At 37.5% G+C, this 21,293-nt stretch carries 21 protein-coding genes; 7 read left to right on the top strand and 14 right to left on the bottom strand.

Features of this window, described 5'->3' with window-relative positions; genetic code table 11:
• Positions 1-17 precede the first annotated feature (17 nt).
• Together H5117_RS15380 and dapA are read right to left on the bottom strand one after the other, a co-directional pair.
• Positions 18-1,322, bottom strand: a complete 1,305-nt coding sequence (locus H5117_RS15380) for a DEAD/DEAH box helicase (protein WP_002958629.1) — start codon at positions 1,320-1,322, stop codon at positions 18-20.
• Between the two features lie 129 nt (positions 1,323-1,451).
• On the bottom strand, positions 1,452-2,369 hold the full coding sequence (dapA, locus tag H5117_RS15375) for a 4-hydroxy-tetrahydrodipicolinate synthase (RefSeq protein WP_154902881.1): 918 nt from the start codon (positions 2,367-2,369) through the stop codon (positions 1,452-1,454).
• A gap of 171 nt (positions 2,370-2,540) precedes the next feature.
• Between dapA and H5117_RS15370 the strand changes: the two genes are divergently transcribed.
• Complete coding sequence (locus tag H5117_RS15370) at positions 2,541-3,194, top strand: DUF6058 family natural product biosynthesis protein (RefSeq protein WP_002958653.1); 654 nt, start codon at positions 2,541-2,543, stop codon at positions 3,192-3,194.
• A 9-nt stretch (positions 3,195-3,203) separates the two neighbouring features.
• On the opposite strand, the gene H5117_RS15365 is transcribed toward H5117_RS15370, so the two are convergent.
• From H5117_RS15365 to H5117_RS15330, 8 genes are all read right to left on the bottom strand, one after another.
• Entirely contained in the window at positions 3,204-3,968 is a 765-nt protein-coding gene (locus H5117_RS15365) for a 2-keto-4-pentenoate hydratase (RefSeq protein ID WP_182738580.1), read from the bottom strand.
• Between the two features lie 138 nt (positions 3,969-4,106).
• A complete protein-coding gene (locus H5117_RS15360) occupies positions 4,107-4,511 on the bottom strand; it encodes a hypothetical protein (protein WP_182734787.1) in 405 nt (134 codons plus the stop codon).
• Between the two features lie 109 nt (positions 4,512-4,620).
• Positions 4,621-4,779: a hypothetical protein gene (locus H5117_RS15355; protein WP_007378675.1), complete on the bottom strand. Its 159-nt coding sequence runs from the start codon at positions 4,777-4,779 to the stop codon at positions 4,621-4,623.
• Between the two features lie 188 nt (positions 4,780-4,967).
• Positions 4,968-5,312, bottom strand: a complete 345-nt coding sequence (locus H5117_RS15350) for a hypothetical protein (RefSeq protein WP_165724028.1) — start codon at positions 5,310-5,312, stop codon at positions 4,968-4,970.
• 94 nt (positions 5,313-5,406) lie between these two features.
• The gene (locus H5117_RS15345; RefSeq protein ID WP_182692514.1) at positions 5,407-5,628 is read right to left on the bottom strand and encodes a hypothetical protein; all 222 of its coding nucleotides are present in this window, start codon (positions 5,626-5,628) and stop codon (positions 5,407-5,409) included.
• Between the two features lie 456 nt (positions 5,629-6,084).
• Positions 6,085-6,372 (bottom strand): putative quinol monooxygenase, encoded by a 288-nt coding sequence (locus tag H5117_RS15340; RefSeq protein WP_002958660.1) that lies wholly within the window; start codon positions 6,370-6,372, stop codon positions 6,085-6,087.
• A 78-nt stretch (positions 6,373-6,450) separates the two neighbouring features.
• Positions 6,451-7,266, bottom strand: a complete 816-nt coding sequence (gene dkgB, locus H5117_RS15335; protein WP_154902884.1) for a 2,5-didehydrogluconate reductase DkgB — start codon at positions 7,264-7,266, stop codon at positions 6,451-6,453.
• A gap of 418 nt (positions 7,267-7,684) precedes the next feature.
• Positions 7,685-8,857, bottom strand: coding sequence for an MFS transporter (locus tag H5117_RS15330; protein ID WP_182692517.1), 1,173 nt, complete (start codon positions 8,855-8,857; stop codon positions 7,685-7,687).
• Between the two features lie 116 nt (positions 8,858-8,973).
• Here H5117_RS15330 and H5117_RS15325 point away from each other — a divergent pair, with 116 nt between their 5' ends.
• Both H5117_RS15325 and H5117_RS15320 read left to right on the top strand, forming a co-directional pair.
• Positions 8,974-9,861, top strand: coding sequence for a LysR family transcriptional regulator (locus H5117_RS15325; RefSeq protein WP_182692513.1), 888 nt, complete (start codon positions 8,974-8,976; stop codon positions 9,859-9,861).
• A 107-nt stretch (positions 9,862-9,968) separates the two neighbouring features.
• Positions 9,969-11,009, top strand: coding sequence for a metal-dependent hydrolase (locus H5117_RS15320; protein ID WP_182738579.1), 1,041 nt, complete (start codon positions 9,969-9,971; stop codon positions 11,007-11,009).
• 74 nt (positions 11,010-11,083) lie between these two features.
• Here the strand turns inward: H5117_RS15320 and H5117_RS15315 are convergent, their stop codons facing one another.
• Positions 11,084-12,046, bottom strand: coding sequence for a sensor domain-containing diguanylate cyclase (locus H5117_RS15315; RefSeq protein WP_182738578.1), 963 nt, complete (start codon positions 12,044-12,046; stop codon positions 11,084-11,086).
• Positions 12,047-12,369: 323 nt separating this feature from the next.
• Positions 12,370-12,639, bottom strand: coding sequence for a hypothetical protein (locus H5117_RS15310; RefSeq protein ID WP_039487544.1), 270 nt, complete (start codon positions 12,637-12,639; stop codon positions 12,370-12,372).
• Positions 12,640-12,880: 241 nt separating this feature from the next.
• Here H5117_RS15310 and H5117_RS15305 point away from each other — a divergent pair, with 241 nt between their 5' ends.
• Both H5117_RS15305 and ykgO read left to right on the top strand, forming a co-directional pair.
• The gene (locus tag H5117_RS15305) at positions 12,881-13,147 is read left to right on the top strand and encodes a type B 50S ribosomal protein L31 (RefSeq protein WP_182712301.1); all 267 of its coding nucleotides are present in this window, start codon (positions 12,881-12,883) and stop codon (positions 13,145-13,147) included.
• Positions 13,144-13,278: a type B 50S ribosomal protein L36 gene (gene ykgO, locus H5117_RS15300; protein ID WP_002958669.1), complete on the top strand. Its 135-nt coding sequence runs from the start codon at positions 13,144-13,146 to the stop codon at positions 13,276-13,278. Before H5117_RS15305 ends, ykgO begins: the two co-directional genes overlap by 4 nt.
• 63 nt (positions 13,279-13,341) lie before the next feature.
• Here the strand turns inward: ykgO and H5117_RS15295 are convergent, their stop codons facing one another.
• Together H5117_RS15295 and H5117_RS15290 are read right to left on the bottom strand one after the other, a co-directional pair.
• Positions 13,342-13,728, bottom strand: a complete 387-nt coding sequence (locus H5117_RS15295; RefSeq protein ID WP_002958670.1) for an OsmC family protein — start codon at positions 13,726-13,728, stop codon at positions 13,342-13,344.
• A gap of 83 nt (positions 13,729-13,811) precedes the next feature.
• Entirely contained in the window at positions 13,812-14,201 is a 390-nt protein-coding gene (locus tag H5117_RS15290; protein WP_182738577.1) for a cytochrome b562, read from the bottom strand.
• 550 nt (positions 14,202-14,751) lie between these two features.
• On the opposite strand from H5117_RS15290, the gene H5117_RS15285 reads away from it, so the two are divergent.
• Together H5117_RS15285 and H5117_RS15280 are read left to right on the top strand one after the other, a co-directional pair.
• Positions 14,752-17,604: a TonB-dependent siderophore receptor gene (locus tag H5117_RS15285; protein ID WP_182738576.1), complete on the top strand. Its 2,853-nt coding sequence runs from the start codon at positions 14,752-14,754 to the stop codon at positions 17,602-17,604.
• A 548-nt stretch (positions 17,605-18,152) separates the two neighbouring features.
• Positions 18,153-20,993: a TonB-dependent receptor domain-containing protein gene (locus H5117_RS15280; protein WP_182738575.1), complete on the top strand. Its 2,841-nt coding sequence runs from the start codon at positions 18,153-18,155 to the stop codon at positions 20,991-20,993.
• Positions 20,994-21,293 lie beyond the last annotated feature (300 nt).

The following is a 21,293-nucleotide window of genomic DNA, read 5'->3' as shown; positions in this document are numbered from 1 at the left end:
AAACTAAACGGCGTTAACTATGACTTTTTAAGTGACAGTTTTTCGCCTTTTAAGCTTTTACGAACGCTTGAAATACGTGAGCGATTTACTGCTCTCGCTTCACCGGTTGCTTGTCCTGATAACTTGTTAGAACGTGTACGGCGTAAATGCGCTGGTTTTTTACCAATTTTATCAATTAGTACTTCACGGTTACTTACTTCGTAACCTTCTAAATATACACGTTTGATTTTTTGACCGATTAACGTTTCAATTTCAAACAAAGTGTTTTCTTCTTCGCGGCTAACAAATGAGATTGCTTGACCTTGGCGACCAGCACGACCTGTACGGCCAATGCGGTGAACGTAATCTTCTGCAAGCCAAGGTAAATCAATATTAATTACACGAGGTAAACCATCAATATCAATACCGCGAGCAGCCACTTCTGTAGCTACTAATACACGTACTTTGCCTTCTTTAAATTCACGTAAAGCACGACGACGGTTACCTTGAGATTTGTCACCGTGGCAAACGCCTGCCGGAATACCATCAAGGTTAAGCTCTTTAACAAGCTCGTCAGCCGTTTCTTTCATGTTTACGAAGACAAGCACTTGTTGCCAGTTTTTCTTACCAATCAATTCAGAAAGTAGTTCTTGCTTACGACGTTCTTCAACAGGGTAAACAACATGCTCAACAGTACTTGCTGTACTGTTAGTTTGATCAACACGCACTATTTCAGCTTGTTTTAATACTTTAGATGCAAATTGTTTAATTGCTGCAGGGAAAGTAGCAGAGAAAAGTAAAATCTGGCGCTCTTCTGCACAGCTTTTAATCACGTTTTGCATGTCTTCAATAAAGCCCATATCAAGCATACGGTCAGCTTCATCAAGAACAAGGTGCTTAACACTTGCAAGGCTTAAGTTACCTAAACGAATATGATCAAATAAACGACCTGGGGTTGCAACAACAATATCAACACCTTCTTTTAAAGCGTTTGCTTGGCCGGCGGTACTAACACCACCAAATAAACTAACAACTTTAAGTGATGTATGCTTTGCAAAATCTCTAAAATTATTTGCAATTTGTTCTGCAAGTTCACGCGTTGGAGCAAGTACTAACGCATGAGGTGCATTCGTTGTGCTGAGTTCAGACTCAACCAATTTTTGGATGATAGGTAAAGCAAACGCGGCAGTTTTGCCGGTACCAGTTTGTGCACTGGCTAAAACGTCTTTACCTTTACGAACAGCAGGGATTGCTGCGCGCTGAATGGGCGTAAGAGTGTGATAGTTAAGTTCGTCCAACGCCTGGATGATTTCAGGAGCGAAACTAAAAGATTTAAAATTCATGCTGTATAACCTACGGCCACATTATCAAGGGTCGCAAATTATACAGCAAAAACGAGTCAACAGTTAGCTTTAAACTGGATTAAAAGCTAAAAATTAGTTTGTTAAGTCATTAAAATATTGATTATCAACTCAAGAAAGCGTTAATACCTCATTTTGTTTTAATAACTGTGCTTTACCACCGACAACTTCACGTTCGTTAAGCTCATTTATTAATGGCAAACCTACTTTTTGTTGCTCATCACTAAGCGGTAAATACGGTAATCTAAATACTGGATTTACTGCACCTGTCATCATCATCGCAGTGTTAATAGCAATAGGGTTTGGCTCACAGAACAACCAGCTCATTAATGGTTGTAATGACGTATTTAACTCATCATTTTTAGTATCCATTAATTGGCGAAACAACCCAGGAATAAGGTTAGAAGTAACCGAAATAACACCGTGAGCTTTGTGTACATGACGAGCATCATGTGCTTCATCGTCGTTACCCGACCAACACGCAATGCCTTGCTGCTCATACTGTGCAATGCGCTCATTGCCGCCACATTCTTTAATACCAATTAGGTTCGAGTGCTGTGCTAATGGTTCAATAATATCAGGTGTTAGGTCTTGACCTGTGCGACCGGCTACGTTGTAAATAAAGGCAGGTCCAATATCAAGTACGCGTTTAAAGTGCTCTTTAACACCCGCGATTGACGTACGTCCGTAATATGGGTTAATTTGCAGTGCTGCATCCATACCGCTGGCAAAGCCATATTTAGTTGCTTTAATCGCTTCACGGGTGTTGTTACTACCGGTATTACCAACAATAATCAGTTTGTCACCATATTTGTTTGCACTGTGCGCTATAAGCATTAAATGCTCTTCCCAGTTCATTAACTGGCCTTCGCCTGTTGTGCCACCGACTACAATGCCATCAACGCCCGCTGCAATTTGTATTTCTACGAGTTCATCGTACTTTGCGAGATCAATTTCACCGTTTGCTAAATATGGCGTTTTAATAGCTGTAATAAGGCTTGCTTGTTTAATTTTCTCTAGGGTGCGCATAAAAAATCATTATTTATAAAACTTGCGCTATTTGTAACATAATTGCGGGTACTTTTGGAGGTGTAAGCCTACATTTAATTATAAAATCTCTTGTATTATTAAGTTTGGTAATACAAAATGAATAACTGTATATATAAACAGTGTTTTATTTTTAACGATACCAGAGGCTTTATGCGTTTATCTGACTACTTAGCAACTCATTTTTATAACACCGATGAACTGTGCCAAGCATTAAATATAGATGCAGATACACTTTTAGCTTGGCAAGAGCGAAGTGTTTTCCCAAAACCAAGTTACTGTATTAAAAGCCAACTTAGCTGCAGCTCATATTCGGGTTTGTATGAATGCGAAGAATATGACGACTATTACCCGCGCGGCTGTGTTAATTGGGGGCAAGGTCTTTTAAAACAAAAAATAGAATCATCAAGCCACGCTTTTAATTATTTTGCACAGCAATATACTGCAAGCCTAACTAAGCTCGCTCAGCAAGGATTTACGTTTAGCGAAGAGCTATTTGGCTGTGAAATAGACGAGCACTTACAGCAAGTTTGGCAACAGTTTTTATGCAGTAAGTACGGTGTACTTACTCAAAATGGATTAATAGACGAAATAGTCTCGGTAGATATTGGCAGGCTATTAGTTGACGACATTACAGAACTGCGCAGTAAAGCGAGTTTAAACCAAGAAGAAAGAGCACTACTACACCCCGCCATGAAGCTTTTAAACAAAGCGTTAGGGCATGGCGCAGATCATGAAAAACAACACACTTTGCGCACCCGTTACATAGATGCGCTTATTTTAAAATACGATTTATCTATTAAATAGCGTTTAAATTTACTTTGATAAAAACGTAGTGCTAACAGACCCTAAGTCTTCGTAACTAACCGTGGTTAACTGATCTGTATTAAGCTCAACCACGCCACAGTAAGAACCAGTTATAAACACTTGCCCTGCTTTTAAGTTAATTCCCTTTGCTGATAAGTAATTAACAGCCCAATAAAGAGGAAGCTGCGCAAGTTCTGCAGGGTGCACACCTGCCAAGTTTAACTCCAGCTCAGCTTGCTTAACATTGATATTTACAGTACTTGCGTTATACGCTTTGGCTTTATCTATTTGTGGGCCTAAATACACGCCTTGATTAGATAGGCCATCGGCCAGTTTTTCAATGTGAGTGCTTGGAGTGTTTTCATCAAACCTTTTTTGAATAAGCTCAAGTGCTAAATGGGCGCTGGCAAATGCAGTATCTACGTCTTCATTTGTATAGGTTTTATTACTTGGTAAATCGCTTTGTAAAATAAATGCAATTTCTGGTTCTATCAGCGCTTTGTTATTTGTTGTATACAGTGGGCAATTTTCAGCTTGTTTTATAGGTGCATGTAAAAGAGGCGCTAATATAATTGAGCCATCATCTAAAGGCAGCATACACTTCCAGCCATATACAGTTTGATCATTTAAATAAATCATCAACTTTTGTACTTCAATCGCATCGTCAGTCGAGTCTAGTACTAACTCTTTAGGAAAGTTTGAACGCGCTGGGTTTTCTTCTCTTTGTGCTAATAAGTGAGTAGCAATTAGTTTTAGCTGTATTGAGTTGTTCACATAAATCTCTTTAAAATACGTTACTGGTTAAGCAGTAAATAGGAAGGGTTACATTATTCATATATTAGTTTAGGCATTGGAACATCATGTTAAATGCCTATAATTAAAATTGTATTTAAAACAAAACGTGGTAATTATTTAAGTATCAATAGATTTAAGCGATCGTAAAAACAGCCCTAAGCCACCAAACGCTAAAATTATAATAACAATCAAATCAAACGACGTCATAGTTCGCATACTAAATCGAACACTCGATATAACACCAAATATGAGTGCGGTTAACGAGCCAAGAGATAGCACCCAGCCTAAAATGTTTTTAGAATTATAAAAAATCAGACTCACACCAAAAATAAACGGGATCATAACCATGCCGCCTGTAACGCCAAAGCCACCTAAAGCATTAACACTATAAATGCGAGAACTTAGTCCAAAATTAGAGGTCACCGAAATTGCGTTTAGCAGCATATAAAAGCCGCCGCACATCATAATTAAACCAATAAAAAAATGCCCAATACCACCAGAGCTTCCACCCGCACCTTTCATTATTAATTATTCCTTTTATGTTTTTGACTTAATTGTTTTAGATGGTAATTGCTCGAGTATTAACATTGACCGCAATCTACATAATCAATCAGTGCACACGCGAAAATACTTATCGCGTAATTACATGCCAAATAACATAAAACCAAGATAAAAAACCGTGCAAAATTGCCCATAACACAGACTCATTAGCACTCCATGAAATAGCAATTGCTAGGGCCGTACCAAAAGAGACTCCATATTTTACTATTTCATTTCTTGAGTTTCTCATTAGTTATATTCCTAATTTTTAACTTATACCAATCTGCTTATATATGGGGTCTATTTAACGTTAAGAAAATTACGCTAGAACTAGGCAAAAATTTTTATATCTAGTTGTTCTAAATAAAAAATTTTTAACGACGTTATAGTGCAATTTAATTCGTTAAATTGATCAAAGATTTATGCAGGTTGGTATTATTAGCTGCTTGATTTGCTTACTAAAACTGACAGCTCTTTACCATCAACATTAATACTTGCTTCTTTGCCTAGTTCAACAACTAAAGAGGGAGCCATATGTTTTCCACCTAGTTTTAGGTCAGTTGCTAAACTAACAGTAGAATCATCAATTGGCGTTACTGTAAGAGCAAAACTATACGAATTATCAACTGAAACTGACGCCTCTTCATTTGAATTGACTACTAAAGTAGGTGAGCCAATTAAGTTTTTATTATCATAAAATTTAGCATTCACTACAAAACTATCATTAGCTTGTGCAAATGAGGCAAAGCCTAACAACGCTATTATTGCGATTAATTTTTTCATTATTATCTCTATATAAATTATACAGTTTAAAGCTGTTAAGGCTTTATTGGCTGTGATTTTTTAGCTAGCAATTTACCAGCTAATGATTAAAAACTTATGTTTTAGCTCTGATGACATAACCAACGCCCAGCGAACTAATATAGAACAACACTCCAAATACACTAATATCAATGAGTAGCTTTAGAATGTCAAAAGTATCTGTAAACACAAGATACTCAAAAGCAAATAAGTGAAATATGACTTTTGATCCGAAATACGCAGCTAATAAAGGGATTACAAAAATAAGGATAGATTGATTAGATTTATTAATTTCCATACCCATGTCTCCATTATTAGTTTAATTAACTCAGCTCTAAAAATATAACACACAAAAAATATATAAATAGTTTGCTATTTTGAGTCTCTTATTCAGTACCACTCGAACTATTTACGGCTGACTAAAATGCCATGTTATATTTCTATAATTTACACCAGAGAACTTTAATGTAAACAACAAATTAAATAGGCTATTTATTAGAGTGGGTTGTGATAGCAAAACGACTCTTAATAAAGTTATGAACCTCTTTTGATTTCGAAGCACTACGAATGCGAATTAACAAAAAAGAGTCCTAATAGGTTTCATTGATATTGGCGAAGTTGGGTATTTAGGCAGGTTGGAGTGTAAGAATAAAAGGTGATGTAAGATAACAGCACCTATTTGAGTATTTACTTTATGATATATAATTTAGCTAAGTATTTTAATACGTACCATAATAGGCACTATAAAAAGAATTTAACCAATTGATTTATATACATCAATACTACTATTGGTTAAAAGCCCAGTAACTTGCGTACCAAATGCTTTAAAGTGTGGCTCGTTTTTATGCGCTTCAAAGTGCTCGTCAGACGCCCACTGTTCGCTAACAACATAATCGGTATGTTCATCATCACTTTTTACAGATAGTTCATAACGTAAGCACCCTACTTCTTGGCGCGATGACTTTTGTAAGTTTTCAAGTGCTGTAAGCATCACATCTGCATCAATATTTTTGCACGACAGTGCCGCTATAACCGTTAACATGTGTATTCCTTTTAAAAGTTAAGGTGTAGATAATCTACACCTTAAAATATTTAGTTTAACTTTGCGTTTGAGGTAAGTTTACTGATCCCACTGCGGCGCAAAGTCTGGTGTTGCTTGGCGGTCGCCACAATCAAGACCATCAATGCGGGCTATGTCTTCATCATCTAACTTAACGTGGTCGTTAAAGTTATCTTCTAAGTTTTTGCGCTTAGTTGATGATGGAATTGTCGTCATGCCGCTTGCGTTAACCCATGCTAAAACAACTTGTGCTGGACTTGCATCGTGCTTTTTAGCAATGTCGATAATGGTTTGATCTTTAAGTACTTTGCCTACTACAAATGGCATGTACGCTGTCACGTGTATATCGTGCTGAGCACAAAATGCACGCAATTTAGTATTAGTTAAATATGGGTGAACCTCAACCTGATTGGTAAATATTTCACGCGAGTCAAGTGTTTGCATTGCTTCATTTAAGTTTGCAATGGTGAAGTTTGATACACCAATGTGCTTAGTTAAACCAAGCTGCTTCGCTTTTAGTAATTCAGTGAGGTATTCACTCATTGGCTCGTCGTTAGCAGGCGATGGCCAATGAACTAGCAGTAAGTCGACCGAATCAACTTGTAGCTTTTCAAGTGACTTTTTAACGCTTGGGATAAAGTCGCTTTTATTTAATTTGTTATTCCACACTTTGGTGGTTAAGAATATTTCACTGCGCGGAATATTACTATCTTTTATGGCTTGACCTACTTGCTCTTCGTTGCCATAAATTTGTGCGGTATCAATATGGCGAAACCCAACTTCGAGTGCCATTTTTACTGAGTTATAGGCAGTGTCGCCCTCTAAGCGGAATGTTCCCATACCTAGTTCTGGCATTTCTATTACACGTTTTGTCATGGTTTATCCTTATAAAATAATCGGTTTTGAAATACAAACTTTTAAAAGTTTTACGAAATACACCTTTTACTTCTTATTACGACTGTCACTTAAAAATCTATGACCTCATAACATGTATGAGGTCATTAATTTTAGTTTCAAGGTTAGGGTCTGTTAATCTTTAGAGATTACATTTGCAGCAGTGTATTTGGTATTTAGGCAAGGCAGAGCCTATGCAGTGTGGTTGTTCCACATTAATAGGCGATAACGCAGCATAAATGCCAAATACGCGCTGCCTGTAGGTTCTTCCTAGGGTGGATTTACTCTTTGTCCCTCGATTTTTACTTAGCCCACTAGTTTACAAACCTCGCTCCGTGATTAAATCATCCCTAGATTGAACAAATTTAATCCTAAAAGGTCAACAGACCCTGCTAAGGCTTTATGCTTGCTGAATTTCACGTTTATCAAGCATACCGCTGTAGCGTGTAACACCAAGTGCTAAAACAGAGATAACGGCGCCTATCCATGCTGTATCTTGCAGGGTCATGTTCTCTACTACGCTACCGCCAATAATTGAGCCAAGTGCAATACCAATATTAAATGCGGCTATGTTTAAACCTGATGCAACATCTACCGCATTGGGCGTGTGCTTTTGCGCTTGCTTTACTACATAAAGTTGCAAGCCTGGCACATTACCAAAAGCAAATGCGCCCCATACTAAAATAGTAAGTACAGCAGCAATTTTTGATTCCATCGTAAAAGTAAATATCATTAAAATAATACTCAAAGCGCTGAATATAATGCTCAGTGCGCTAATTGGGCCGCGTTTGTCGGCCAACTTTCCACCCCAAATATTACCTACCGCTACCGATACACCGTAAACAAGCATTATTAAGGCAATAGCCGAAGGCGCAAAACCTGTTTGTTGCTCTAAAATAGGTGCTAAATAAGTAAACGCTGTAAACGTGCCGCCATAGCCCAATATCGTCATTAAATACACCAGTAATAAACGCGGTTTTACGATTACTTGTAGTTGCTCTTTAAACGTCGCTGGTATTGATTGTTTTAAATTTTTTGGCACTAAAATAGAGCTGCCGATTAATGCAATTAAACCTAATACCGACACAACTAAAAACGTTGCACGCCAACCAAAGTGTTGTCCAATCCATGTACCTAGTGGCACACCAGTTACGAGTGCTACAGTAAGCCCGGTAAACATAATGGCTATTGCACTGGCTTCTTTGTCTTTGCTTACTAGACTTGTGGCAATCATCGATCCGATTGAAAAAAACACACCATGGGCAAGCCCCGTTAAAATGCGCGCAAGTATTAATGTTTCGTAACTTGGCGCTTGCCATGCAAGTAAGTTACCTAAAACAAATAAGCCCATTAAGCTTATTAGTACCACTTTACGATTCCAACGACCCGTTAAAGCCGTTAGCACCGGCGCACCGATGGCAACGCCAACCGCATATAAACTTACAAGCAAACCTGCTGAAGGTAGGCTTACGCCTAAGTCGTTTGCAATGGTGGGTACTAATCCCACTATTACAAACTCAGTTGTTCCGATTGCAAATGCGCTTAAGGTAAGCGCCCACAAAGCCAATGGCATAGTTATATCCTCATTAATATTTGAAGAATGTAGTTTGGCTAAAATATCGTTTGCAAAAAATAGCATTAGTGACAAAATACTTTTGTTAATAATGCAAAGATGGTGTTGGTATACTTATGGCAGTTCATTCAAAAACTGAAGATTTAGAAACGTTTATAACGGTAGTAGATTGCGGAAGCTTTTCCGGGGCGGCTAACTTGCTCGATCAGCAGGTGGCTAAAGTGTCGCGAGCTGTATCACGCCTTGAAAATACACTGCAATGTACTTTGCTAAACAGAACAACACGCCGGTTAGAGCTTACCGAAGAAGGCCATACTTTTATAAAATTTGCACGCGAAGGGTTAAATACGCTTTATACCGGTGAAGAAGCCATAAAGCTTTTAAAACAAGCGCCAAGTGGCAAGCTGCGAATAGATGCGGCAAGCCCTTTTGTATTGCACCAACTTACACCTTTAATTGGCGAATTTGCCAAGCAATACCCCCACATAACGCTTGATATAACCTCACACGACAGCATTATTGATTTACTTGAACATAAAACCGATTTAGCCATACGCATTGGTGATTTAAAAGACTCAAATTTACATGCTCGTAAACTTGGCAGCAGCCAGTTACGTATTGTAGCCAGCCCAGAATATATAAAAAACAACGCAACAATTACGCAAATAGATGACTTACAAAATCACAAGATAATTGGTTTTAGTGACTCCCCTAAATTAAACACTTGGCCGTTAGTAAAGCCCGCTTTATTTACGTTTTCGCTTAGCGCAAGCAGCGGCGAAACAGTGCGGCAACTATGTATTGCAAACCAAGGCGTTGCGCTACTTTCTCACTTTATGATTGGCAATGATCTAAAAACAGGTAAATTAGTTGAAGTGTTACCCAGTGCAGTTAGCTCACCTAATAACCGAGAAATTATACAAGCCGTGTATTATAAAAATAGTGCGGTATCGTCTCGCATTACAGCGTTTTTAGATTTTATAAAGCCCAGGCTTAGTTTATAAATTTTGGGCATTGATGTGCTTATCAAATATTTCACATTATTTTTTGACGCTTTTTAATAATCAAAAAGTATAAATAATAAAAGTCGCAATTAAAGGTATTAATCAAAATGGATTCTTTAACGCAGGTAGCATTAGGTAGTGCTGTAGGTTATGCGGTATTAGGCAATAAAATAGGTCGAAAAGCCGTTTTATGGGGAGCAATTTTAGGCACACTTCCTGATTTAGATGTATTTTTGCCTTATGGTGGCTCTGTAGAAGCATTTACTTACCACCGTAGCTTTAGCCATTCGTTATTAATACATTTATTAATTAGTCCGCTCATTGTATGGCTAATATTAAAAATACACGCGGGAATGCAAATTTATAAAGTGCGCTGGTTTTGGCTAGTATTTTTAAGTTTATCTACACATGCCATATTAGACAGCCTAACGGTATACGGTACACAATTACTTTGGCCTTTTACTGAGTACCCCTTTGCGGTTTCTAGTGTGTTTATTATTGACCCCGCTTACACGCTTCCTTTATTAATTGGCGTAATATGTACGCTAATACCCAAAATACAAGCAGCAACGGCTTATTGTATAAATGCAGCGGCCTTAGTTTTAAGTAGTCTATATTTATTTTGTGCTTTAATTTTAAAAGTAAGTATTGATGACAAGGTAAAAACAGCACTCAACAACAGGCAAATACCAGTAAATGCGTATATTAGTACGCCTGCCCCGCTAACCACTTTGCTGTGGCGTATTGTTGTGATGTCTGACGGACAATACTACGAAGGTTATGCATCAGTATTTGACGTGCCCAACGATGTTACATTAACGCCTTATCAAACAACGCCTTCATTGTTAAATAATATTAGCGATGAATGGGCTATAAAGCGCTTGGAGTGGTTTACTAAAGGGTTTTATTCGGTGCGTCAACAGCAAAGCAGTATTGTACTTTCTGATTTACGTATGGGCATGGAATGCAACTATGTGTTTAATTTTGTAGTGGGTCAAAAAAATGATTCAGAGGTGAGCATTGGTAACTTTGAAAAAATAAGTCAAAGACCAAACTTAAGCAATCTTCATAAAATATGGGACAGGATTTGGCAACCAAATGTGTCTTTAGCATCACCCTCTGCAAAAAATGACTGCAATAGCCAATAGCTACCTATTATAAGATTCGTACTAGCATGAGGAAGTTAAGTGAAGTTCAAACAGCAATTAAACTAAATAGCTCACTAAAGTGGTTGCTGCTTTTTTTGCTGATACATTGCAACATCAGCATCTTGAATCATATCCTCAACCGATTTACCTGTATCGTATTTAAAGTGTGTTACCCCTACACTGTAATCAATTTTGTATGGCTTATTTAAGGTATTATTGGCATGCGCAATTGCATCCGCAAACCTTTGTAAAACAAACTCAGCTTTTGTTTCATCTAAATCACTTAGCATTACTACAAACTCATCTCCGCCAAGTCTGCCTATTACTTCACAATCACAAAATGAACTAAGCATAATTTGCGCAAATTTATTCAATACAAAATCGCCTTCGTGGTGTCCATAAACATCATTAATTTGTTTAAACTTATTAAGATCAAACAATATAAACGACATTGATACTTTGTTTCGTCTACATACATTTAGCGTATGCTCAGCAAGGTTCAAAAAGCCACGCCGGTTAGAGATTCTTGTTAACTCGTCAATTGTAGCTAGTTGAATTGATTGAATCTCTTGCTCAACCAATGTGCCTAAATCTCTTAGTAATTGTTTTTCTTCATCATTAAGGTGTCTAGGTTTATTATCGGCAAGGCATAAAGTGCCTATAATAACCCCTTGCCTTAATTTTAAAGGAAAGCCTGCATAAAAGCGTACCTTAGGATCGCCTGCAACAAAAGGGTTATCATAAAACCTTTTATCTTGGGCTGTATCTGGGATTATTAAGAGCTCGTCTTGATTTATGGTATGGCCACAAAATGAGGTTTCGCGAGGAAGCTCAGGCGCATCAAGCCCCTGCCTAGATTTAAACCATTGGCGGTCTTCGTCAATTAAAGTAACCAATGAAATAGAAACATTAAACATACGCTTGGCAATACGAGTAACACGATCAAAGCGCTCTTCATGCGACGTATCTAGAATTTTTAATGTTTTTAACGCATGTAATCGCTCTGCTTCGTTACTTGGGATCTCAGGTTTAATCATTAAAGCTCAATTAATTTTAAGTGTTTTATGAATTACGAAATGGGAGCGAATATTTTCGAGTATATAACCCATAAACTTATTTAAATTATAAACAGTCTGTCTATTAAAACTAGAACATTACCTTAAAATAGCAATAAATACTTATGAATATCAGTAAGTCGTACCTAAATAAAGATAAGATTAAATCCGCAAAAAATTATGATGAAAACAGGTGGGAGTAGTGGTTGATACAACATTACTACTTTCTAGTTAAAAAGTAGTAGTGGCTATTTAGTTTTATTTAAATAACCACTGGATTTGGCATACTTACAAAAATAAACACTTTAATTTTGGTGCTCATATTGTCCACGGTAAACTTCAAATACTTTTAAAACAGTATGTTGCTCTTTAGTTAGGTTATCAAACCAAGTATCAAACAGCTCATCATCTTCTTGCTCACTAAGTGCCATATACCTTGCTAGTAACTCTACAATATCATTGTGGTTGCAGGTTAACGGATTTACTTGTTGCGCCAAGGTACTGTGGTCGCGCTCTCTTAGGGTTTCCATCACCCCTTGGTCAATTTGTTCTTGTTGTTGTGTTGCGTCACTCATACATAACCTCTGTAATAACTTTATAACCGTATTTGTTAACGTTTTAACTCTTAAATATAGTTATAACAGCCTAAACGCCAATAGCCAGCATTTTTAATTCAAGTGCTTATTTTTTGATTTATTTGCACAAATAGCCAGCAATTACGCCCCTTTTGGGGAGCATTTAAATAATTTGCAATGAGAGAATAAATACGTTAAATTAAAATGATACATTATCACATATCATTTATTGAGGCGTATTATGAAACCAAATATTCATCCTGATTACCAAGTGGTTGCTTTTCACGATACTGCTGCCGATTCTTACTTTATTATTGGCTCAACCATTAAAACAAGCCGCACAGTAGAAATAGACGGTAATACTTATCCATATGTACCTATTGACGTATCAAGTGACTCACATCCATTTTATACAGGCAAGCAAAAAACTGTTGCTACAGATGGCCGTGTTGCACAGTTTAACCGTCGTTTTAAAAGTTTATCGACTGTTAAAAAGGAAAAGGTATGAAAGTATTGAGTTCCCTAAAAAGTGCGAAGCAACGCCCGGGGTGTCAAATTGTAAAACGCAAAGGTCGTGTATTTGTAATTTGCAAAAACAACCCACGCTTTAAAGCAGTACAAGGAATGAAAAAGAAATAAGTTAAGCCGTGGGGCACTATACATAATTAGGTAGCCTGTTAAAGCTACCTAATTTAGGGAGGATTATTTTACCACTACTGAAAACTCTGGCACTGCCTGAATTACTTTTTTTACCGTACAGGTATTAACGGCTGCAATAAGCGCCTTTTTATATTTATCAGGAAAACCGTCTGGTAGGTTAATCTCAATTGAAAATAACTTTTTACCGTTATCATCTACATTTTCATTATTTTGAGTAAGCGTCATACCTTGCGTTGAAATATCACGCTGCTCACAAAATTTACGTGCATAAAAACCTGCACATAAAACCATACTTACTAAAAAGTAATCAAACGGTTCTGGATGCTCTGCGTTGCCACCAGCGTTTACACTTTGATCGCTGATTACTTCTAGGTCGCCAAATTTAGCGCTTTGCTTTTGGCCTTCTAACATTGAAACTGAAATTTCCATTGTGTTTCCTTATATTTATTGCTGCAGATACTTTTAACGCAGTTAGCTTAAAAGTAGCGACTAAAGATACATATAGTTTAGGTTTATGAACCGAACAGTAATTCAAAGAACCCTGGAGGCTCATGTAGCTCATGATATTTTTTACGTAAATTATCTATATTTTTTAACGGTTCTTTTGCCGCACTTAGCCCCTGCTCGTTCGCTGCTTTTTTTGCAAGCTCAGCCTGAGCAATCACTTTATCAAGGCCCTGCAATGACTGCTCAGGCTTTTTGTAGAACTTACCTGTTTTACTTACTTTTACTAGTTCTATAAATTCGTCAATCGCAGTATTAAATTCACTAAGTTGAGTTGCCTGTACTGCTTGTTTATACGCAAGGCCCGTATTTTTCATATTTATTTCAAGATCGACAGGTTCCTCGGCTAAAACCAATGAGCTAAATAATAACGCAATATTTAATAAGAAATATTTCATGAACAACCTTATGAATGAAAGACGCCTAATTGTATCAATTAAAGTAAAAAAAGTAACTCTACTGCTTGAACTTTGGAAGCTATCTGTAAAGCCCCTTTACAGTTTGTATTAGCGGTAAAAGACAGAACTTAATCTTGAATTTATGAAAATAAATTATCAAGCTAACCCTATACGATATAAACCTCAAAAGTAACAAAACAATCCCCAAAAACACAACTATAAAACCATGAAAATAAACATATAAATATTTATACTTTTAAAAATCAATAAGTAAAAAACAATAAAAAAGACAAACAAGATACAAAATATAAACACATTGCCAATAGAGCAAACAAGAAGTTAACCGAAACATTTTAAACCATTGTTTTAACTACATTTTAACAACCCACTTGTCTTCTTTATTTGTAGGTTCAGCGATAATCCATTGCCTAAAAAACTGCAAGTGTTAAATCTGGGTGCGCAATGTAAATTTTGTATACAAATAATTACTAACATGAATTTTATATTGCACTTAAGTTTAAAAAAACAACTAATTCATCTAGGGGATAATATGAAATCTTATAACCAGCTCTCAAGCGGCATAAAAACAGCTCTCTGTTTAAGTGCAATTGGTTTGGCGCATACTTCTATTGCAGCAGATGCTGAGGATACAAAAATAGAACGAGTTGAAGTAACAGGTTCAAAAATCAGCCGAGTTGGTGCAATTGCGCCTGCACCTGTAACTGTAATTACTGGTGAACAACTTCTTAATACTGGTGCAGTGAATATCGGTGAAGCGTTAAATAAACTACCAGCACTAGGTAACACATATTCTTTAGCAAACTCAGGCCGCTTTATTGGTACTGCAGGTCTAAATATTCTTGATTTACGTAACATGGGTACTGACCGTACGCTTGTACTTGTAAATGGTAAACGCCATGTTTCGAGCTCAGCAGGCTCACAATCTGTTGACACTAATACTATACCAAGCGTATGGGTTGAGCGTGTAGAAATTGTAACAGGCGGTGCATCTGCTGTTTACGGTGCTGATGCTGTAACAGGTGTTGTTAACTTTATTTTAAAAGATAATATTGAAGGTTTAGACTTTACTGTAACTAAAGGCGTTTCAGATTTAAGTGATTACAACAATGAAAAGGCAACCTTTTCATATGGTAAGAACTTTGATGATGGCCGTGGTAATGCTGCATTTGCAGTTGAATACTCAGCTCAAGACTCTTTAAATGCGTTAGATCACCCTTGGACTGATGGTTCATACTCAAGTCTACGTAACCAAGCCCAAAACGATTCTAATAAAGACGACCCTAATTTTCCTGATAAGATTTATACGCCAAATGCTGGTTACTACGCAATTAATAACGCAGGCGTATTTAGCCTAGGTAATGGTTATGTAAATACATTTAATGCAGATGGCTCTCATCGTGACATTTATACTGGTGACAACGTTGACGGTCTTCTATGTGCAGATTGTGATTCGTTTAACCTAGCCCAGTTTGACGAGATACAACCAAAATTCGAACGTTACAATGTTAACTTTAAAGTTAACTATGATGTAACAGACGATTTAAATGCTTATTTTGAAGCCAAATACGTAAACAGTGAAGGTGAAAGCATTGGCCAACCCGCATTTTTCTTTGGCGATCCACGTAATACCATACAAATTGATAACGCATATTTAGACCCAAGTGTTAAGAAGCTTATGGTAGAAGCTAACGATGGTGAAGGCGTAGAATCAATAAATGTACTTCGTATGATGACTGATTTAGGTCGTCGCATTGAAAACAATACACGCGAAACAACACGATTTGTAGCTGGCCTTAAAGGTACGGTCTTTAGTGATTGGGATTTAGATGCATCTATTGTACGTGGTAAAACAGAATTAGAACGCGTCAATGGCGCGAATATGATTCTTGAAAATTACTCTAACGCACTTGATGCGGTAGATGATGGCAATGGTAATATTGTATGTAGAAGTGAAGCAGCACAAGCTGAAGGCTGTGTTCCTGTAAATATTATGGGCTTTGGTGCGCCAAGTGATGAAGCAATTGACTACATTAATACTGTTTCTACAGGTACATCTGAAATCACTCAAACTGTAGTATCTGCTTCTTTGGCCAATGGTGGATTATTTGAATTACCTGCAGGTTATGTAGGTATGGCTTTTGGTGTTGAATACCGTAAAGAAGAAAGTGAAACAAAAGAGCCAAATAATGCTGAAGGCACATTCTTTAATGCACTTGGTGAAGACAAAGGCGACTTTGATGTAAGTGAAATTTTTACAGAAGTATCAATTCCACTACTTTCTGATATGCCATTTGTTCAAGACTTAGTGCTGGATGCAGCTGTACGCTACGCTGATTACAGCACAATTGGCGATGCAACTAGCTGGAAATTAGGGCTTGATTGGACTCTAAACGATGAGCTTCGTTTTCGTTTAACACAATCAGAAGCGCTAAGAGCGCCAAATATTGGTGAAATTTTTGGTGCACCGAGCCAAACTTTCTACAGTGTCGACGATCCTTGTCAAGCTGATAACTTAAATGATTTACAAAACAGTAGTACACGCCGTGCCAACTGTGCTGCATTAGGTGTGCCAGAAGGTTTTGATTCTGACTATGATTCACAAACACTTGAAGGTTTACAAAGCGGTAACCGAGATGTGAAGGGTGAAGAATCTACAAGTACTACTATTGGTCTAGTTTACCAACCAGAGTTTATTGAAAACGCAACACTTACTATCGATTACTGGAAAATTGAGCTTGAAGATGCAATCTCGACTATCAGTGCGCAAGATATCCTAGATCGTTGTGTTGATAGCGGCTCAGGTATTTCAAATCAATATTGTAGTCTTATTACACGTGATGCAAACAGTGAGATTTCGTTAATTCAAAACTCAGTGCTTAATGTGTCAGGTCAAGAAGCATCTGGTGTTGACTTTGAATTAGGTTACGACTTTGATGCGCTTGAAGGTAGCTTTAAAACACGCTTTATTGGTACATATTTGATTGAGCGTAAAGAGTTCCCATTCCAAGATGAGCCTAGCGACTACATTGAATATGCGGGCGTTACAGGTGAAGCGCAATGGCAAGCTAACTTAAATATAGAATACAGCTACGAAAACTTATACACATCTTTGAGCACTCGTTATATCGAAGAAGTAAGCTTATACACAGATCAAGATTTAAGCGATAACCCCAATCCAAATAGTTTAACTACTTTTGGTACATACATAATTACTGACATGACAGTCGGTTATAACTTTGATAACGGTGTTGGCTTAAAAGTGGGTGTAGATAACCTATTCAATCGTGAGTTACCTTATGGTACACGTGGTGATGGTAGCGGAAGTGCTAGCTACGATAATATAGGGCGTTTTGGTTACATTACTTTTTCATATAAAATGTAAGTTTTATTGTTAATAAAAGGCCCATAAACTGGGCCTTTTTACTTTTCAAAGATGAAATTTACTCATTTTATATTTATTAGCAACAAAAATAGCGTATTTTAAATTACTTCACGACAACATGAAATTACATAAATAAAACATTAAAGACTAATAAACCTTCTATTAAAATTTATTAATTAACTAACCTTCTCCTAAAAAATTAATATGAAAGCCATAAAAAAGTTCATTATTAACACTCAAATGAAAACAAAAAACACTACATGATAATGAAAAGTGCATAGACAATAAAAAAACCTTATTTTTAGTTACAAACTCATATCAAATAATTAAAATTATAAATGTAAAAAACGCAACAAACTGAACTTTATAAAAATTGATACAGAAATAACTCATTTGAATCCATCAAGTTACCTCTCTTCTATTACTGGTTTCCCCGTGCAATAATCGCCGACCTCATAAAAAAGTTATAGGTTTTTATCTAATACAGACTGTATTAAGTAAAAATAAATATTGTATTAAATTACTATAAAATGTCCTTTGGGAAACACATGAAACGTCATAATTTACTTTCTACTAGCATTAAATGTGCATTAATTACTGCTGCTGCAACAGCAAGTAACTCTGTGCTTGCACAAGATGAGCAAGCAACAAAAATTGAACGCGTTGAAGTAACGGGTTCACGTATTTTACGTGAAGGTGCTATTGCACCTGCACCAGTAACAGTTATAAGTGGCGAGCAGCTAATTAATACAGGCGCTGTAAACATTGGTGAAGCGCTAAACAATTTGCCAGCACTTGGCAATACATATTCTATGGCTAACTCAGGCCGTTTTATTGGTACTGCTGGTTTAAATATTCTTGATTTACGTAACATGGGTACAGACCGTACCTTAGTACTTGTAAATGGTAAGCGTCATGTATCAAGCTCTGCAGGTTCTCAAGCTGTGGATACCAATACTATTCCAAGTGTATGGGTCGAGCGTGTAGAAATTATCACTGGTGGTGCATCCGCTGTATATGGAGCTGACGCGGTAACAGGTGTTGTAAACTTTATATTAAAAGACAACATTGAAGGTATGGATTTTAGTGTTACCCGAGGTTTTGCCGATTTAAACAGCTACAACAACGAAAAAGCGACGTTCTCGTACGGCTCTAATTTTGATAACGGCCGTGGTAATGCAGCTTTTGCTATTGAGTACTCTGGCCAAGATTCATTAAATGCACTTGACCACCCTTGGACTAGTACTTCGTTTAGTAGTTTACGTAATCAAGCCCAAACAGATGCAAACAAAGATAGCGCAGCCTTCCCTGACAAAATCTTAACACCTAATGCTGGTTATTACGCAATTAATAACGCCGGTGTTTATGCACTTGAAGATGGATATACTAATAGCTTTAACGCCGACAGTAGCGCTCGCGACTTATACATAGGTGATAATGTAGATGGCTTGTCATGTGCAAACTGTGATTCGTTTAATCTTGGTCAATTTGAAGAGATTCAACCTGAGTTCGAGCGCTACAACGTAAACTTTAAAGTTAACTACGATGTTACCGACGACTTAAATGTCTACTTTGATGCAAAATACGTAAACAGCCAAGGCGAAAGCATAGGCCAACCTGCATTTTTCTTTTTCGACAGCGACAATAGCATTAAAATCGACAACCCTTACCTAGACCCAGCCATCAAAGCACGTATGGAAGAGGAAGGTGTTGATTCGATCATGGTTAACCGCATGATGACCGACCTTGGCCGCCGCATTGAAAACAATACGCGTGAAACAACGCGCTTTGTTACCGGCTTAAAAGGGACTGTATTTGAAGATTGGGAATTAGATACATCAGTTGTTTATGGCCAAACTGATCTTGAGCGTGAAAACGGCGCTAACATGATTTTAGCCAACTACTTTAATGCACTTGATGCCGTTGAAGATACAAATGGTAACGTAGTATGTCGTAGTGCTGCTGCACAAGCTGACGGATGTGTGCCTGTAAACATTATGGGTTTTGGCGCACCATCTCAACAAGCTATTGATTACATAAATACAGTATCAGTTGGTACCTCAACAATTAAGCAAACGGTTGTTTCTGGCTCACTTGCTAATGGCGCTATTTTTGAATTACCAGCAGGCTATGTAGGTGTTGCATTTGGTGCCGAGTACCGTAAAGAAGAAAGCGAAACAAAAGAGCCAGATAACGCAGAAGGTACTTTCTTTAACGCACTGGGCGAAGATAAAGGCTCGTTCAACGTACGCGAAGTATTTTTTGAAGCGACGATCCCAATTTCAACTGATTTGCCGCTTATTCAAGATTTAGTATTTGACACTGCAGTACGTCATGCTGACTACAGTACTATTGGCGAAGCAACTAGCTGGAAACTTGGTCTTGATTGGACTGTAAATGATGAGCTACGTGTACGTGTAACACAATCTGCAGCACTTCGTGCGCCAAACATTAGTGAAGTATTTGGTGCACCGAGTCAAACTTTCTACAATGTAGACGACCCGTGTCGTGCTGAAAACTTAGGTGACTTATCAAACGGTGCAACACGTACTGCAAACTGTGCCGCATTAGGCGTAGCGAGTGACTTTAATTCAGATTACGATTCAGCCTCTTTAGATGGTTTAAGCAGTGGTAACCGCGATGTTAAAGGCGAAGAGTCAACAAGTACAACTGTAGGCATTGTTTACCAACCAGAGTTTTTAGAAAACGCGCTACTTACTATTGATTACTGGGAAATTGAACTTGAAGATGCAATTGACACAATTAACGCGCAAGACATTCTTGATCGCTGTGTTGATAGCGCAACAGGTATAAACAATCAGTACTGTAACTTAATTACACGTAATGCTAATGGTGAAATTACTTTAATACAAAACTCTGTATTAAATGTTGCTGGCCAAAAAGCATCAGGGATAGATTTTGAACTAGGTTACGACTTTGACGCGCTTGAAGGTAGCTTCAAAACCCGCTTAATTGGTACTTACTTAATTGAACGTAAAGATTACCCGTTCCAAGACGACCCTAGTAACTACATTGAATACGCTGGTACTACAGGTGAAGCTAAGTGGCAAACTAACTTATCTGTAAGCTATGTTATGGATAACTTTTTCTCAACAGTTGAAACACGCTTTTTAAGTGAAGTAGATTTATATACAAATGTTGAGCTTGAAAATAACCCGAACCCAAGTAATCAAATGTCTTACGGTAAATACTTTATTACCGATATGACTGTTGGTTACAACTTCGATAGTGGCTTAGGCGTTAAAGTAGGTGTTGATAATCTATTTAATCGTAAACTTCCGTACGGTTCACGTGGTACAAGCGCGGGTAGCGCAAGTTACGATAACATTGGCCGCTTTGGCTACATTAACTTAAGCTACAGCTTATAATTAATAAAATAACTTATTAGGGCGTGTTGATCATTGGTGGGTGAATTTGCAGCAGTATGTTTGGTTTTTAGGCAAGGCAGAGCCTATGTAGTGTGGTTATTCCCCATAAATAGGCGATAACGCAGCATAAATACCAAACATGCGCTGCCCGAAGGGTTCTTTCTAGGGGCGATTAACTCTTTGTTGCCTACATGGATGTAGGTAAGGGGCGTGAGCAGGACGCGGAAGCTTTGCTCGGTTTTTACTTATTCTTACATGGATGTAAGCCAGTAGGGTAACGCAGGAGCAGTTACCGAGCCC

Source organism: Pseudoalteromonas sp. SG45-1, assembly GCF_014164135.1.
In the GTDB taxonomy this organism is placed as follows: Bacteria; Pseudomonadota; Gammaproteobacteria; order Enterobacterales; family Alteromonadaceae; genus Pseudoalteromonas; species Pseudoalteromonas distincta.
The sequence above is the reverse complement of the archived record's forward strand: the minus strand, read 5'-3'. Positions and strand labels throughout refer to the sequence as shown.